Consider the following 16,042-nt stretch of genomic DNA (forward strand, 5'->3'; position numbering starts at 1 on the left):
GGAGGCGCATTATAGGGAGTTATTCCGGCCTGACAAGCGATAAATACAAAATAATTATCAACTGGATGGTTTTCAGGCAAACCGGGTGGGAAATGGTCAATATGCCGCTTTTCTGCGGCATAAACGCCAGAAAGAAAGGAGAAAGGTCAATCAGGCGTGGATTTTGCCGACGGAATCCCGAACGATTAACTCGGGTGTCAATACCAGAACATTATGTTCAGCATCCGGGTGCTCTAACCGGTGGAGCAGCGTATCAATGGCCAGTTCACCAAGCTCACCTTTAGGCTGATGTATCGTCGTCAAGGGCGGCGACAGATAACGAGCCAGTTCAATGTCGTCGTAGCCCACCACGGCCATATCGTCAGGAATGGATAGCCCCGCCTCATATAAGGCGCGATAAACGCCTACCGCCATCGCATCATTACTGGTAAAGACAGCGTCCGGGCGCTCCGGTAGCGCCAGTAACTGCTGCATGGCGCGAAAACCAGCTTCAAACTCAAAGTCCCCGATCACCTCGAAACCCGCAGGAATCGACAAGCCCGACTGATTCATGGCTTTGCGATAACCTTCCAGACGATTGTGTGCGGTGGTTTTATCTTGCGGACCTGCAATACAGGCAATTTTGCGATAGCCCTGAGAAATCAGGTAGTGAGTCGCCATTTCGCCGCCTTGCAGCGAATTATCTTTGATGATATCGCTGCTGCCTTCAAACGGTGCCCAGTCCATCATCACCACAGGAATAGAGGGATAGCGACGAATAATATCCGGTGAAGGCAGATGGCTCTCTGTGCACATCAGTAACAGCCCATCCACCCGCTTTTGCAGCAACGTCTCCAGACTGCGGCTCAGACGGTGGTGATCGCCTTCGGTATTGCAAAGAATCAGGCTATAGCCACGTTCGTAACAACAACGTTCCACACCACGCACCACTTCGGCATAAAACGGGTTACTACTTGCCGTCAGCAACATACCAATGGTACGGGTCTGGTTGATTTTGAGACTACGCGCCAGCGCGGACGGCGCGTAGTTCAGTTGTTCCACCGCTTTCATTACCCGGTCGCGAATGGCATCGCTGACATAGCGGTTATCGTTGATGACATGAGAAACCGTTGATGTGGATACCCCAGCCAGACGGGCCACGTCTTTCATTGTCGCCAAGGATTACTCCTGTGCATTCAGGAAGGCATCAATCTCTTCACGCCAGGGAACAGAAGGCTGAGCGCCATGGCGAGTCACCGCGATAGCCGCCGCCGCATGAGCAAACTTAACCGCCGCCTCCATAGGGCGTGACTCCAGCAGAGCCGTCACCAACGCGCCATTGAAGGTATCACCCGCCGCAATGGTATCAACCGCTTTGACCCGGAAACCGGGAATACGCTGACCCTGCCCTTGTTCGCTTAACCAGACACCACGGCTGCCAAGGGTAATCAGTACTGTTGAGATGCCTTTATCATGCAGGACCTGTGCGGCACGCTGTGCATCTTCTTCGGTTTCTACGCTCACCCCAGTCAGGATCTGCGCTTCCGTCTCATTCGGCGTGATCATATCCACCAATGACAATAACTCGTCAGGCAGAGAACAAGCTGGAGCCGGGTTGAGAATAACTTTAGTGCCACTGTCATGCGCCAGGCGAGCAGCTGCTATCACAGTTTCCAGCGGAGACTCCAGTTGCATCAACAGCGCGGAGGCATCAGTAATTTTCTGCTGATAGCGATGCAGGTAATCAGGCGTTACGGCCGCATTGGCCCCCGCATGAATGCCGATCATGTTTTCAGCTTCACCGTTAACGAAAATCAATGCTACCCCGGTAGTCTGGCCGGTAATGGCTTCAACGGCGGAAACATCAATTCGGTCATTGATGAGTTGCTGGCGAATACGTTCGCCGATATCGTCAGCGCCGACACAAGCGATAAATTCGATATCTGCGCCACTACGCCCGGCAGCCACCGCCTGGTTCGCGCCTTTACCGCCAAATGCCACACCATATTGTTTACCGATCACCGTTTCGCCCGGGCGGGGAAACTGAGCCAGATTCAAAATATGATCCGCATTGATACTTCCCAAGACTACCAGCTTGCCTGATTTCATTAACATGAACCCCGATGTTGATTACGCGCCACCCACCAGGGGTGGCGCCGTACTGCACGTGCGGTATTACGTTTTGATGATGTTATTGCTTAGTAACCAGTTTCAGGTCGACAGGGATGATCGCCTGTACTTTTTCGCCTTTCAGCACCTTGTCAGCCGTTTCCACACCGATGACACCGATCTGATCAGGACGCTGAGCCACGGTAGCCGCCATCTTGCCGCTTTCTACCGCTTTCAAGCCATCAGCAGTACCATCGAAACCAACAACCATCACATTGTCACGACCTGCGGTCTGCAGGGCACGCAGAGCACCCAACGCCATTTCGTCATTCTGGGCGAATACCGCCTGGACATCCGGGTGAGCGGTCAGCAGGTTTTGCATCACATTCAGACCCTTGGTACGGTCGAAATCTGCAGGCTGACTTGCCAGCATGTTGAATTTGTTCTTCTCGGCAGACTTCATGAAGCCAGCGCCGCGTTCACGAGCGGCAGACGTACCTGCCAGGCCTTCCAGTTGAATAACTTTGGCGCCTTCACCCAGTTTTTTAGCGATGAAATCGCCGGCAACTTTACCGCCGAAGGCGTTGTCGGAAGCTACGTGGCTAACGACTTCACCACTGGCAGCAACACGGTCCAGCGTGATAACCGGAATTTTAGCCTGATTAGCCAGTTTCACCGCGTTACCTACTGCGTTGGAATCCGTCGGGTTGATCAGCAACAGCTTGGTGCCACGAACGGTCAAATCCTGCACGTTGGAAAGTTCTTTGGCCGGGTTGTTCTGGGAATCAAGCACCACCAGGTTGTAGCCCAGTTTGTCCGCTTCTTTCTGAGCGCCATCTTTCAACGACACAAAGAACGGGTTATTCAGCGTGGAAACAACAAGAGCAATGGTATCCTTTGCCAGCGCATTGGCACTGACCGTTGCACTCAGCGCGACAGCGGAAACCAGAGTAGCAATCTTCTTCAAGTTCATATTTCAATTCCTGTGTGAATGAAAAGTTATTTACTGCCTTTGTTATCTACCAAAACCGCCAGCAGAATAACCACCGCCTTGACGATCATCTGGTAGTAAGAAGAAACCCCTAACAGGTTAAGCCCGTTATTCAGGAACCCCAGAATCAAGGCACCGATTAACGTTCCCACCACGCGTCCTTTACCACCTGACAAACTTGTACCACCCAGCACTACCGCTGCAATGGCATCCAGTTCATACCCCGTCCCTGCCGTTGGCTGTGCTGAAGACAGACGGGCCACTTCAATAATGCCTGCCAATGCCGACAACAAACCGCACAACGAATACACAACGATTTTGACTCTATCAACGCTGATCCCGGAAAGACGGGTTGCCGCTTCATTACCGCCCAACGCATAGATATAGCGACCAATGCGGGTATGGTGCAGCATGTACCAGGTTGCCAGGAATACCACTGCCATAATCCAAATAGGCGTAGGTACTCCCAGAGGACGTCCGATGCCGAACCACCCCAACGCATCTGCCGCATCGGAAAAACCGGTATTGACAGGACTGCCGTTGGTGTAGACCATCGTGACGCCACGTAGCAGCAACATCATCACTAGCGTAGCAATAAAGGCCTGAACCCGCCCCTTGGCAATGATAATCCCCGTCCCCGCACCAATGACCGCACCCAGCGCCAGCGCCGCGAATACTGCCACCAACGCATTGATCTCAAGCCCGACGATAGACGCGGCAACCGCCCCTGTCAGCGCCAGCAACGACCCTACCGACAAATCAATGCCGGAGGTGAGGATAACCAGCGTCATTCCCACCGCCATAATGGCGTTTACCGACGTTTGCTGCAGGATGTTGAACAAGTTGTTCAGGGTAAAAAAGTTGGGACTCATTGAAGACACCACAGCGATAAGAATCAGCAGGGCGATCAATGATTTTTGCTCCATCAGCCACTCTTTGCTGAGCCAGCGCTTTGCTGTGATAGTTTGAGAACTCATATCTGATTTACTCCTGCTTTACGCCGTATTGCTTACCAACGGCCGCAGCCATCAGCGCTTCCTGTGTAGCCTGTTCAATCGGGAACTCACCGCTCAGGCGCCCTTCGTGCATGACGATAATGCGATCGCTCATCCCGAGCACTTCAGGCATTTCCGACGATACCAGAATGATGCTTAACCCTTCTTGCTTGAACTGGTTGATTAACTGATAGATTTCTTTTTTTGCCCCGACATCGACGCCACGGGTCGGCTCATCCAGAATCAGCACTTTGGGACGGGTCATCAACCCACGGGCGATCGCCACTTTCTGCTGATTACCACCGGACAATAACCCGATCGGCTGGGACATGGACGGAGTGCGAATATTGAACATGCGGATAAAATCGCCCACCGCCTGTTGCTCATCGCCATGCCGCAGCGAACCCGCTGCGTTGCTGAAATAACGCAGTGCCGTCAGGGACATGTTTTCTTTTACCGACATGCCGAGCACCAGTCCGTCTCGCTTACGGTCTTCGGAAATATACACAATACCGCTGGCCAGGCCGTCTTGTGGACTGCGCGCCACGATGTTCTCCCCGTCTAAGGAGACGCTACCGTGGGTACGTGGCAACGCGCCATACAACACTTTCATCAGTTCGGTGCGACCGGCCCCCATTAGCCCGGCCACCCCGAGAATCTCGCCTTTGCGCAGGGTGAAGCTCACGTTATTCACCCCCGGCCCAGACAATTCGCTGACCTGCAAACGCACGTCACCGGGCGCCTGATTCAAACGGGGGTACTGATCTTCCAGCTTACGTCCCACCATCATTTCAATCAGCGAATCTTCCTGTAATTCACTCACTGCACGCTCGCCGATAAACTGGCCATCACGGAACACGGTCACATCGTCGCAGATTTCGAAAATCTCTTTGAGTCGATGGGAGATATAGACAATGCCGCAGCCCTGGGCCTGCAATTCCCGGATAACACTAAACAGCGAGGCGGTTTCGGTATCCGTCAGCGCATCGGTGGGTTCATCCATAATGATGACCCGAGACTCAAAGCTCAGCACTTTGGCGATTTCAACCATCTGCTGATCGCCAATCGACAATTCCCCCACCAGGCGGCGACTGTCATAGCGCAGGTTCAAACGCTTGAGCAGCTTATCCGCCTCGTCATACATACGCTTCCAGTCAATACGCCCCAGGCGGTTGGTAAATTCACGGCCGAGGAAAATATTTTCCGCAATGGTTAATTGGGGAATCAGGTTCAATTCCTGATGGATAATGCCGATACCAGCTTCCTGAGAGGCTTTGGGACCACTGAAATCCACATCCTTACCCAAAAACTGGATACTACCGGCATCCCGACGATAAATGCCCGTCAGCACTTTCATCATGGTGGATTTACCGGCACCGTTTTCCCCCACCAGCGCCATGACTTTGCCCGGATAGACATTCAATGCCGCGCCGGACAGCGCCTTAACGCCGGGGAACGTTTTGGTGATGCCTTGCAATTGCAGTAAAGGTTGCATCGCTACCTCAGAAGGTGACGCCAGCACAAAGGATCACATTCGCGTAAGGAGAGCATTCCCCCGTACGAATAATGGCCCGGCTCTGACCACTTTGTTTTTTAAACTCTTCGTGGCTGACGTAATGCAGTGAAATAGTATTTCCCTGGTGTTGTTCAAGTTGTGCTAACTGTTTTAATAACGCTTCATGGAGCGTGGTGTTTTTCTCAATGATTTCCTGAGCCAAAATCGCCGCTTCTACCTGCATTTCCGCCGTCACCACATCCAGCACCTGCAAGAAGCCAGGAACGTTATGGGTCAAAGCCAGGTCGATGCGGGCCGTCGTCGCTGGAATCGGTAAACCGGCGTCAGCAATGACAATCTGATCGGTATGTCCCAGTTGGGAAATCACCGACGAGATATCGGAATGAAGTAACACACCTTTTTTCATGTTGTTTATCCTGAGAGCGAAACGTTTCGCTTATAGAGCAAGTGTAGAAAAAGAACCGGAGAAGGCAACGATTATCTTATGAAAATGTGATCGTTATCGAAACGTTTCGTTGGCGTAATAAAAGGAAGATTTTAAGTTATTAAAACCAATAAAAAAGACGCGACAGGACAAAACCGGAGGGTTTTAGGGGAGATTGAATGTTATATCCGCGCAAGGATAACCGTAGGCGGGAAGAAGACGGCCACCAATACCACAGCGGGTGAGATCCTGTTAGACCTCACCCGCTTATTTATCTACTCGCCCGGAATCAGATTTCTACCTGAATACCCAATTCAATCAACCGGTTAGGTGGAATTTCGAATTGATCCGCCGCGCGCAGCGCATTGCGGCTCAGCATCATGAACAACTTACCGCGAACAAGCAGATACCAGGGGCGCGCGCCCATCATCAGCGATTCATTCGACAAGAAGAACGTAGTTTCCATCATCTGGCAGGTCAATCCATCCTGCCAGCAGCGATGGAATACCTCTTCCACATTCGGCGTTTCACGCCAGCCATAGCTGGCGACCACCCGCCAGAAGGTGGGGGAAAGTTGCTCCACCGAAACACGCCGGGCGTTGTGCACATAAGGCGCGTCTTCCGTTCTCATGGTCAGCAGCACCACGCGCTCATGCAGTACCTTGTTGTGTTTAAGATTGTGCAGCAAAGCAAACGGAATGACATGGGTAGCACGCGACAGATAGACAGCCGTTCCTGTTACACGCACTGGCGGGTTCTTCTCCAGCGACGCGATCATCGCATCCAGCGAATTACCATGCTCATGGATACGGCGTAACAGCCGGAAACGCTCGCTTTTCCAGGTCGTCATGATGATAAACATCACCATACCCAGCGCCAGCGGCAGCCAGCCACCAGAAATAATCTTCACCACGTTGGCCAGGAACATCGGCAAATCGATAGCCAGCAGAGCCACCAGCAGCAACCAGACCAGATAGCGATACCAGTGCCAGTTTTTCAGCGCCACCGTACAAGACAGGATGCTGGTCAGCACCATCGTGCCGGTCACCGCAATACCGTAAGCGGCAGCCAGATTGCTGGAATGTTCAAAGCTGATAATAACGATTACCACCGCCACATACAGCAACCAATTGATAAACGGGATATAAATCTGTCCAGACTCCATATCTGACGTATGCACGATGCGCATCGGCGGCAGATACCCCAGACGAACCGCCTGACGGGTCAGCGAGAACACCCCGGAAATAACCGCCTGAGAAGCAATGATGGTGGCAAGCGTAGCCAGCACCAACAGCGGAATCAGTGCCCAATCCGGCGCCAGCAGGAAGAACGGGTTTTTGATAGCCTCCGGATTTTTCAGCAACAGCGCGCCCTGGCCAAAGTAGTTGAGCACCAGCGACGGTAAAACCGCTGAAAACCAGGCGATACGAATCGGCAGTTTGCCAAAGTGGCCCATATCGGCATACAGCGCCTCAACCCCAGTGATCGCCAGTACTACCGCCCCCAGCGCAAAGAAGGACACCGATTTATATTGAATGAAAAAGTTAATTGCCCATTGGGGATTGAGTGCCTGCAATACCTCTGGATTGGCGATAATGCTGCGAGCCCCCAGCACACCGAGCGACAAAAACCACAGCATCATGATCGGCGCAAACAGGCTACCTACCCGACCCGTACCGTGCTTTTGAATCATAAACAATAGCGTCAGTACCACTATTGAAATAGGGACGATGTAGGTATCCAGCGACGGCGCAACGATATCCAGCCCCTCGATTGCCGACATCACCGAAATCGCTGGGGTAATCACCACCTCACCATAGAAGAAGCTGCCGCCGATCAATCCCATGATCACCACTATCGCGGTCATCTTGTCGGACGTATTGCGTCCGGCCAGCGACATCAGCGTCAGAATCCCCCCTTCACCGGCGTTATCCGCACGCATGACATAGCTGAGATACTTAAGGGATACGACCAGCACCAGCAGCCAGAATATCAGTGAGAGAAAGCCAAAGACGGAATCGGGTTCAACCCCGAAACCAAACTGCCCGGAAAGACACTCCCTGAGCGTATAGAGCGGGCTGGTGCCGATGTCGCCATACACTACACCGATGGCAGCCAGCGTGACCGCTGGAAGTGAACGTTTATGTTCTGAATTCATAAACCTTGTCTTCTGTTATCAATTCATTAACAAATCGGGCCTTATTCTGGTTGGAGTAGCCCGAAAACGCACAGTATGCACAAATCACGTTAAAAGCCCATTTTTTAATACTACCTTGGTTCTGTTCGGGGCTGGCACCTTTGTTGATTAACACCAGCAATGGTGACAATAATTAATGTATGGCTAATGAAGAAAACGTAGTCTTTCTAGCGTTATTACACGCTCTTGACGGCAATTTACCGCAATGACGGATCTATTATGATGCAACCCACAGCGCTGGCCGACCGTATTTCTCGCCTGAGCCATGCTCTCGAACACGGTCTTTACGAACGGCAACACGCCATCCGACTTTGCCTGCTGGCAGCGCTCAGCGGCGAGAGCGTCTTCCTGTTGGGGCCGCCAGGGATTGCCAAGAGCCTGATTGCCCGCCGCCTGAAATACGCATTCAGGAACGCACGTGCTTTTGAATACCTGATGACGCGTTTCTCAACGCCGGAAGAGGTCTTCGGTCCACTCTCCATCCAGGCACTGAAAGACGAAGGACGCTATCAGCGTCTGACGACCGGCTACCTGCCAGAAGCTGAAATTGTCTTTCTGGATGAAATCTGGAAAGCCGGTCCTGCCATCCTGAACACCCTGCTGACCGCCATTAACGAACGGCGATTTCGTAACGGTAACAGCGAAGAGCCCATCCCGATGCGACTACTGGTCACCGCCTCCAACGAACTGCCTGAAGCCGACAGCAGTCTGGAAGCCTTGTATGACCGTATGCTGATCCGCCTCTGGCTTGACCGGGTGCAGGATAAACACAATTTCCGCGCGATGCTCACCGCTTCACCTGCCGAGCAGGATAACCTTATCAGCCCGGCACTGAGCGTCAGCGACGAAGAGTATCAACAGTGGCAGTCTCATATCGATCATATACCGTTACCGGAAAATTGCTTCGAACTGATTTATCAACTGCGCCAGCGTCTGGATACGCAGGAAGGTTCGCCGTATGTTTCCGATCGTCGCTGGAAGAAAGCTATCCGGCTGCTGCAGGCCTGCGCCTTCTTTAGCGGACGAGAAACGATCACCCCAGTCGATCTGATCCTCCTCAAAGACTGCCTATGGCACGATCTGGATACCCATAATCTGGTGGAACAGCAATTACAGCAGTTAATGGGCGAACAGGCCTATCAACAACGGACGTTGCTGTTCCGGTTGCAACAATTGAATGTGAAACGCCAGCAATACCAGCAGCAGCAAAGCGAGCAGCAGGCATTTAAGGTTGAACGCCAGGTCAATTTTTTTGGCCGGAAACCCCATAACTCGTTACCTGAAAGCCTGACCGCCGCCGAAATAACGCTGATGCTACAAAAACCACTGCTGCTAAACGACTATACCGTCACCCATGTGGTTATCGACCGGGAAGCGCTAGCGAGCTGGCTGCAGAAGGGGGGCGAAATCCGTGGGAAGCTCAACGGCGTCGGGTTTAGCCAGCATCTTGATATGGAAGTGGATGAACGCCAGTATCTGATCATTCGCGATATCAGTTTACAAAGCACGGTGTTATCGCTGCCTGGCGTGATAAAAGGCGACCTGCCGGAAGAGATAGTTAAAGAATATGACGCGCTGAAAATCCAGTTACGTGAACAACGCCGATTGTTTGAGCGTCACCAGCCTTGTTTGTTTGTCCCTAAAGAGTGGCTTGCCAAAATTGAAGAAAGCCTTCAGCAGGTCGATGAACAAATAGATCAGTCACAACGGGAGTAACGATCATGCTGACGCTGGAATCCCTGGAGATGCTGTTATCCATCGATGAAAACGATCTGCTGGATGACGTGATTGTGGCCCTGATGGCAACACCTCAGTTGGTGATGTTCTTCGACAAGTATCCGCGTCTGAAAAATGCCATCATGCGTGATTTACCGGAGTGGAAAGAAAACCTCCGGCAACGGTTGCGCAGCACCCAGGCTCCTCCCGAGCTGGAAAAAGAATTTACCTGTTATCAGCAGACCCAGTTAGTCAGCGAGCATACCTTTCAGTCTACTCTGCCGGACATTATGTCCACCTTGCATCATGTGGATTCCCCTTTCCTTAATCAGGCAGAAAAGCTGATCAGTTCCGTCTCACCCTCTTCAGAACGCCGCATCAGCGCCAGCCAGCACAGCCTGTTCATGCAGCGCTGGCGCCTTAGTCTGACGCTGCAAACGATGAATCTGCACCACCAGATCATGGAACAGGAACGGGATCAGCTACTCGACGAGATCCAAAAACGCCTGACGATAAGCGGAGCACTGGAACCCATTCTGGCTGAAAACGATACGGCGGCTGGCAGACTGTGGGATCTCAGCGCCAGTAAACGCATGAAACAACCCTTCAATGCGTTACTGGAGACCGGGGCATTTTTGCAACAACAGCCTGAACTGCAGCGCCTGGCAGAACGTCTGGGTCGTAGCCGGGAGACAAAATCGGTTCTCAGCCATCAGGCGCCGAAAGAATCCTTTCAGGTGATGGTGCGTGAACCAGCGTCTGCTCCGGAACAAGTCAGCGGCATCCACCAGAGCGATGACATTCTTCGGTTACTGCCCACCGAGCTTTCTACCCTCGGGATCCATGAACTGGAGTTCGAATTTTACCGCCGTCTGGCCGAACACCGGTTACTGACATACCGGCTGCAAGGGGAAAGCTGGCGGGAAAAAACGCTTGAACGGCCGGTCGTCCATCAGCACAACGAGCAACAACCACGAGGGCCGTTTATCGTTTGTGTGGATACCTCCGGTTCGATGGGCGGGTTTAACGAGCGTTGCGCTAAAGCCTTCTGTCTGGCGCTGATGCGAATTGCTCTGGCAGAAAACCGCCGCTGCTACATTATGTTGTTTTCAACCGGTATCGTCAGTTATGACCTGACCTCAGAAAACGGACTGGAAGAAGCCATACGTTTTCTTAGTCAGACCTTCCGCGGTGGCACCGATCTGGCAAGCTGCCTGTCGTCGCTGCTGGAAAAAATGGACACCGCCTCCTGGCAGGATGCTGATGCCGTCATCATTTCAGACTTTATCGCCCAGCGTCTGCCAGACGATCTGGTCAACGAAGTCAAACGCCGCCAGCACCGGTTACAGCACCGTTTTCACGCTGTCGCCATGTCAGCACACGGCAAACCTGGCATTCTGCGCATCTTCGATCATATCTGGCGCTTTGATACTGGGCTGAAAAGCCGTCTGTTGCGCCGTTTTCAGCACGAAAAAGTCTGATACCTCATCCTGATATCCTTCTTATGAGCGAACCTTACCTGAACGGGCAGCCGTTTTTGGTCGTTGATTCATTCGGCAATAATCAGTAAAACGCTTCAGACAGCCCTTTACGGAGCAGCACTATGGCAGCAGACACATACTCGATGGACGAACTCGATCGCGGCATCCTCAACGCCCTGATGGATAACGCCCGCACGCCCTATGCCGAACTGGCGAAACAGTTTTCGGTTAGCCCCGGCACTATCCATGTTCGTGTGGAAAAGATGAAACAGGCTGGCATCATTCTGGGAACACGACTGGATGTGAACCCTAAGCAGCTGGGCTACGACGTCTGCTGTTTTATCGGCATCATCCTGAAAAGCGCCAAAGACTACCCGTCCGCGCTGGAGAAACTCAACAACCTGGAAGAAGTGGTCGAGGCGTATTACACCACCGGCCATTACAGCATCTTCATTAAGGTCATGTGCCGCTCTATCGACGCCTTGCAACACGTACTTATCAACAAGATTCAGACAATTGATGAAATTCAATCCACCGAAACGCTGATCTCGTTGCAGAACCCCATTATGCGTACCATCGTGCCCTGATGCTTTTTTACTATCCCCCTATTATCCACAGGTAGATCCCACCAAGATCACAGCGTACAATGTGCCGTCATTCAATCAGGCGGGATCACGCATGTCAGACATTACCCTTATTAGCGGCAGCACACTGGGTAGCGCAGAGTACGTTACCGAGCACCTGGAATCATTGCTGCAACAGGATAATTTCACTACCACGCTGCTGCATGGCCCGGAGCTGGATGAGGTTACGCCTGAAAATGTGTGGCTGGTGGTCACCTCCACCCACGGTGCCGGCGATCTACCTGACAACCTGCAGCCCTTTTATGAAGACCTACAGGAAAAACGTCCTGATTTATCCGCTGTTCGTTATGGTGCCATCGGCATCGGTAGCAGTGAGTACGACACCTTCTGTGGTGCGATCGTAAAACTGGATCAGCTATTACAGGATCTGGGCGCGCATCGGATCGGCGATATGTTGAAGATCGACATTACCCAGCATGACATTCCGGAAGATCCGGCTGAGGTCTGGCTGGGATCATGGATAAAATTACTCAAATAAAATTATTTTTTTCACGAGCCTCTGTGGATAAATGGCTTGAAATGCCGGGTAAAACCCGTAGTTATCCAGATAACAACTACAGATGCTTTTTTGAGCTGTGTATAATTACCCTTTCAGATCCCAGCTAATACAGACTGGGATCACCGATCATTCACAGCTAATGATCGACAATAACCTATTGATCTTCTTTTTGGATCCCGGCTTATCCACAGCACATGGCGATCCTAATAAGAGATCTAATAAAGAGATCTTTAAATAAAAAAGATCTTTCTTTAACTACCCGACGATCCAACAGACTTGGTCGGCGGCACAAACTTAAGTAGAATCCCCCACCCCAGGGCAAGTAACGATCATTCGCAACCACGCGAGGTGTAGCACCATGTTTTATCCAGATCCTTTTGACGTCATCGTGATCGGTGGCGGTCATGCGGGTACTGAAGCCGCGATGGCTTCTGCCCGAATGGGACGTCAAACCCTCTTACTGACACACAACATTGATACGCTAGGGCAGATGTCCTGTAACCCGGCGATCGGCGGTATTGGGAAAGGCCATCTGGTAAAAGAGATCGATGCGATGGGCGGCCTGATGGCTCGTGCGATCGATCGTGGTGGTATTCAGTTTAGGATACTAAACTCTAGTAAAGGCCCAGCTGTCCGCGCCACACGCGCTCAGGCTGACCGGGTACTGTACCGTCAGGCCGTGCGTACCGCGCTGGAGAATCAGCCGAATCTGACCCTCTTCCAACAGGCTGTCGAAGATCTGATTGTCGAAAACGATCAGGTCGTTGGTGCGGTAACCCAAATGGGGCTGAAATTCCGCGCTAAAGCAGTGGTGTTAACGGTGGGGACTTTCCTGGACGGCAAGATCCATATCGGGTTGGATAACTACAGCGGTGGTCGAGCGGGCGATCCGCCTTCGATCGCACTATCTCACCGTTTACGTGAACTTCCCCTGCGTGTCGGCCGTCTGAAAACCGGTACACCGCCGCGTATTGACGCCCGTACTATCGATTTTAGCGTACTGACGCCACAACATGGCGATAACCCCATGCCGGTATTTTCCTTCCTGGGGAACGCCAGTGAGCATCCGGCACAGATGCCGTGTTATATCACCCATACCAATGAACGTACTCATGACGTGATCCGTAACAATCTGGATCGCAGCCCGATGTACGCTGGGGTCATTGAAGGGATCGGTCCACGTTATTGCCCCTCGATTGAAGACAAAGTGATGCGGTTTGCCGATCGCAATGCACACCAGATTTTCCTGGAACCGGAAGGGCTAACCAGTAACGAGATTTACCCGAACGGTATCTCGACCAGCTTGCCGTTTGACGTGCAGTGGCAAATCGTTCGTTCGATGGACGGTATGCAAAATGCACGTATCGTCCGCCCCGGTTATGCCATCGAGTATGACTATTTCGACCCGCGTGACTTGAAACCTACGCTGGAAAGTAAGTTTATCCACAACCTGTTTTTTTGCCGGGCAGATCAACGGTACTACTGGCTATGAAGAGGCGGCGGCCCAGGGCATGCTGGCAGGGCTAAACGCAGCGCGTCTGGCGTTTGATCAGGAAGGCTGGACGCCACGCCGCGATCAGGCCTACATCGGCGTACTGGTGGATGATCTCTGTACGTTGGGAACGAAAGAGCCCTACCGAATGTTTACCTCTCGTGCTGAATACCGCCTGATGCTGCGTGAAGACAATGCCGATTTGCGTTTGACCGCGATTGGTCGCGAATTAGGGATGGTCGATGATGAACGTTGGGCGCGTTTTAATGAGAAACTGGAAAATATCGAGAAAGAACGCCAGCGTCTGCGCGATATTCTGGTTCACCCGAACACCGAAGGCGTAGAGCAGATCAACCGCCTGTTAAAATCGCCCTTATCGCGCGAAGCCAATGGGGAAGATCTGTTACGACGCCCTGAAATGGATTATGCGCAACTGACAGCGCTGCCGATGTTTGCTCCCGCGTTACCTGATGTTCAGGCGACTGAGCAGGTGGAAATCCAGGTCAAATACGAAGGTTATATTGCTCGCCAGCAAGATGAGATCGAAAAGCAACTACGCAACGAGAACACATTGCTGCCCGCGGATCTGGACTATCGGCAGGTCAGTGGCTTGTCGAACGAAGTGATCGCTAAACTCAACGATCACAAACCGGGGTCGATTGGTCAGGCATCGCGTATTTCCGGCATCACCCCTGCCGCTATCTCAATTCTGCTGGTCTGGCTGAAAAAACAAGGTATGCTGCGCCGCAGCGCCTGACAAAGACCGCTCGCTTACGTTGACGCATGGCCGCTTATCGCGGCCATGTTGCCTTAACCGACAACAGGATTTATTCGTGCTAGAGAGACTCAACAGCCTGATGCAGCGTGCTGGAATGGCGCTGACCGATCAGCAAAAAAACCAGCTGCTTCAGTATGTAGCGTTACTCCACAAATGGAACAAAGCCTATAACCTGACATCGGTTCGTGAGCCGGAACAGATGTTGGTTCGGCATATCATGGACAGTCTGGTGGTGGAACCCCACCTGTGCGGAAATCGTTTTATCGATGTGGGTACTGGCCCGGGGTTGCCTGGTGTGCCGCTGGCTATTGCTCGTCCCGATGCGCATTTTGTCCTGCTGGATAGCCTGGGAAAACGGGTGCGTTTTTTACGTCAGGTGCAACATGAGCTGGGCCTAAGCAATATTGAACCGGTGCAGAGTCGGGTTGAGGATTTTCCTGCCGAACCGCCGTTTGATGGTGTGATTAGTCGTGCCTTTGCGTCGTTGCAAGACATGGTCAACTGGTGTCATCACCTGCCATCCCGCCCACAGGGCCGATTTTATGCCCTCAAAGGCACGGTACCGCATGACGAAATGGGATTACTGCCACAAGGTGTCACGGTCGAGAAGGTCGTTCCCCTGTCGGTTCCTGAGCTTGACGGGGAGCGGCACCTGGTGGTGCTTAAGCCCAATTAATTTTGTCATTTATCAAAAAAATCATGAATAGTTGTAAACTTTTCAGACTGATAGCTCAAAGTGAAATAATGACCTTTATCACCTTTTCGTTCACCGTAATTTTACAACTCGGTGGTATAACCTCTCTGGTTGAGGGGAGGAAAGTGACGTATCAGCAAACTATTTGCATGATTCGGTGACGGGTTTGGTGGACCCGTTGTGTTAAAAACATGGGAAAAAAATATCCAGCTTGTCAATAGATGGTTTTGTGGCGGTATTCGAGCGATTTTGTGAGTGCCTTGTTTTTAAATTATTGAAATTAAAAAATATATCTGGCTTTTTTTACTGAGAGCAAAAAAAAATCAATTCAGATGTAAAAGCCTTAGTTTAATTTTATGTGAGAAATATCACATATTGCTGACGTCAGATGTATGGGGTCTCTCTAATCAACTTTGGGGATAGTTAGTGAAAATAAGGCTTCGGAAATAAATTTAAATAATCGTTCACCTTTTTGCTACTTATCGATTGAATTCGCATGGATGACCCGTATAATTTGCTCGTTTTTC

Annotated in this window: 12 protein-coding genes and 1 pseudogene; 6 read left to right on the forward strand and 7 right to left on the reverse strand. The window is 51.8% G+C overall.

What is annotated here, in order from left to right; genetic code table 11:
* Window positions 1–150: 150 nt before the first annotated feature.
* The 7 genes from rbsR to kup all read right to left on the reverse strand — a co-directional run bounded on the left by rbsR (window position 151) and on the right by kup (window position 8,172).
* Window positions 151–1,158, reverse strand: coding sequence for a ribose operon transcriptional repressor RbsR (rbsR, locus tag DZE2538_RS19600; protein ID WP_201765535.1), 1,008 nt, complete (start codon window positions 1,156–1,158; stop codon window positions 151–153).
* Between the two features lie 3 nt (window positions 1,159–1,161).
* Complete coding sequence (gene rbsK, locus DZE2538_RS19605; protein WP_038917048.1) at window positions 1,162–2,088, reverse strand: ribokinase; 927 nt, start codon at window positions 2,086–2,088, stop codon at window positions 1,162–1,164.
* 82 nt (window positions 2,089–2,170) lie between these two features.
* Window positions 2,171–3,061 carry a ribose ABC transporter substrate-binding protein RbsB gene (gene rbsB / locus DZE2538_RS19610; RefSeq protein ID WP_012886735.1) on the reverse strand — a complete coding sequence of 297 codons (891 nt, stop codon included), beginning with the start codon at window positions 3,059–3,061 and terminating at the stop codon, window positions 2,171–2,173.
* Between the two features lie 26 nt (window positions 3,062–3,087).
* Entirely contained in the window at window positions 3,088–4,056 is a 969-nt protein-coding gene (gene rbsC, locus DZE2538_RS19615; protein ID WP_012886736.1) for a ribose ABC transporter permease, read from the reverse strand.
* Window positions 4,057–4,063: 7 nt separating this feature from the next.
* Window positions 4,064–5,569 (reverse strand): ribose ABC transporter ATP-binding protein RbsA, encoded by a 1,506-nt coding sequence (gene rbsA / locus DZE2538_RS19620; RefSeq protein ID WP_038917234.1) that lies wholly within the window; start codon window positions 5,567–5,569, stop codon window positions 4,064–4,066.
* Between the two features lie 7 nt (window positions 5,570–5,576).
* Window positions 5,577–5,996, reverse strand: coding sequence for a D-ribose pyranase (rbsD, locus tag DZE2538_RS19625; RefSeq protein ID WP_016941663.1), 420 nt, complete (start codon window positions 5,994–5,996; stop codon window positions 5,577–5,579).
* A gap of 307 nt (window positions 5,997–6,303) precedes the next feature.
* Entirely contained in the window at window positions 6,304–8,172 is a 1,869-nt protein-coding gene (gene kup / locus DZE2538_RS19630) for a low affinity potassium transporter Kup (RefSeq protein WP_012886739.1), read from the reverse strand.
* Between the two features lie 258 nt (window positions 8,173–8,430).
* Here kup and ravA point away from each other — a divergent pair, with 258 nt between their 5' ends.
* From ravA to rsmG, 6 genes and pseudogenes are all read left to right on the forward strand, one after another.
* Window positions 8,431–9,927: an ATPase RavA gene (ravA, locus tag DZE2538_RS19635; protein ID WP_038917049.1), complete on the forward strand. Its 1,497-nt coding sequence runs from the start codon at window positions 8,431–8,433 to the stop codon at window positions 9,925–9,927.
* Window positions 9,928–9,932: 5 nt separating this feature from the next.
* Window positions 9,933–11,408 (forward strand): ATPase RavA stimulator ViaA, encoded by a 1,476-nt coding sequence (gene viaA / locus DZE2538_RS19640; RefSeq protein ID WP_019844291.1) that lies wholly within the window; start codon window positions 9,933–9,935, stop codon window positions 11,406–11,408.
* Window positions 11,409–11,530: 122 nt separating this feature from the next.
* The gene (asnC, locus tag DZE2538_RS19645; protein ID WP_012886742.1) at window positions 11,531–11,995 is read left to right on the forward strand and encodes a transcriptional regulator AsnC; all 465 of its coding nucleotides are present in this window, start codon (window positions 11,531–11,533) and stop codon (window positions 11,993–11,995) included.
* Window positions 11,996–12,086: 91 nt separating this feature from the next.
* Window positions 12,087–12,530: an FMN-binding protein MioC gene (gene mioC / locus DZE2538_RS19650; protein WP_012886743.1), complete on the forward strand. Its 444-nt coding sequence runs from the start codon at window positions 12,087–12,089 to the stop codon at window positions 12,528–12,530.
* A 379-nt stretch (window positions 12,531–12,909) separates the two neighbouring features.
* Window positions 12,910–14,800, forward strand: a pseudogene (gene mnmG, locus DZE2538_RS19655) (tRNA uridine-5-carboxymethylaminomethyl(34) synthesis enzyme MnmG).
* A gap of 76 nt (window positions 14,801–14,876) precedes the next feature.
* Window positions 14,877–15,497 carry a 16S rRNA (guanine(527)-N(7))-methyltransferase RsmG gene (rsmG, locus tag DZE2538_RS19660; RefSeq protein WP_012886745.1) on the forward strand — a complete coding sequence of 207 codons (621 nt, stop codon included), beginning with the start codon at window positions 14,877–14,879 and terminating at the stop codon, window positions 15,495–15,497.
* Window positions 15,498–16,042: the final 545 nt, after the last annotated feature.

The sequence above is a fragment of the Dickeya zeae NCPPB 2538 genome, from assembly GCF_000406165.1.
GTDB lineage: Bacteria > Pseudomonadota > Gammaproteobacteria > Enterobacterales > Enterobacteriaceae > Dickeya > Dickeya zeae.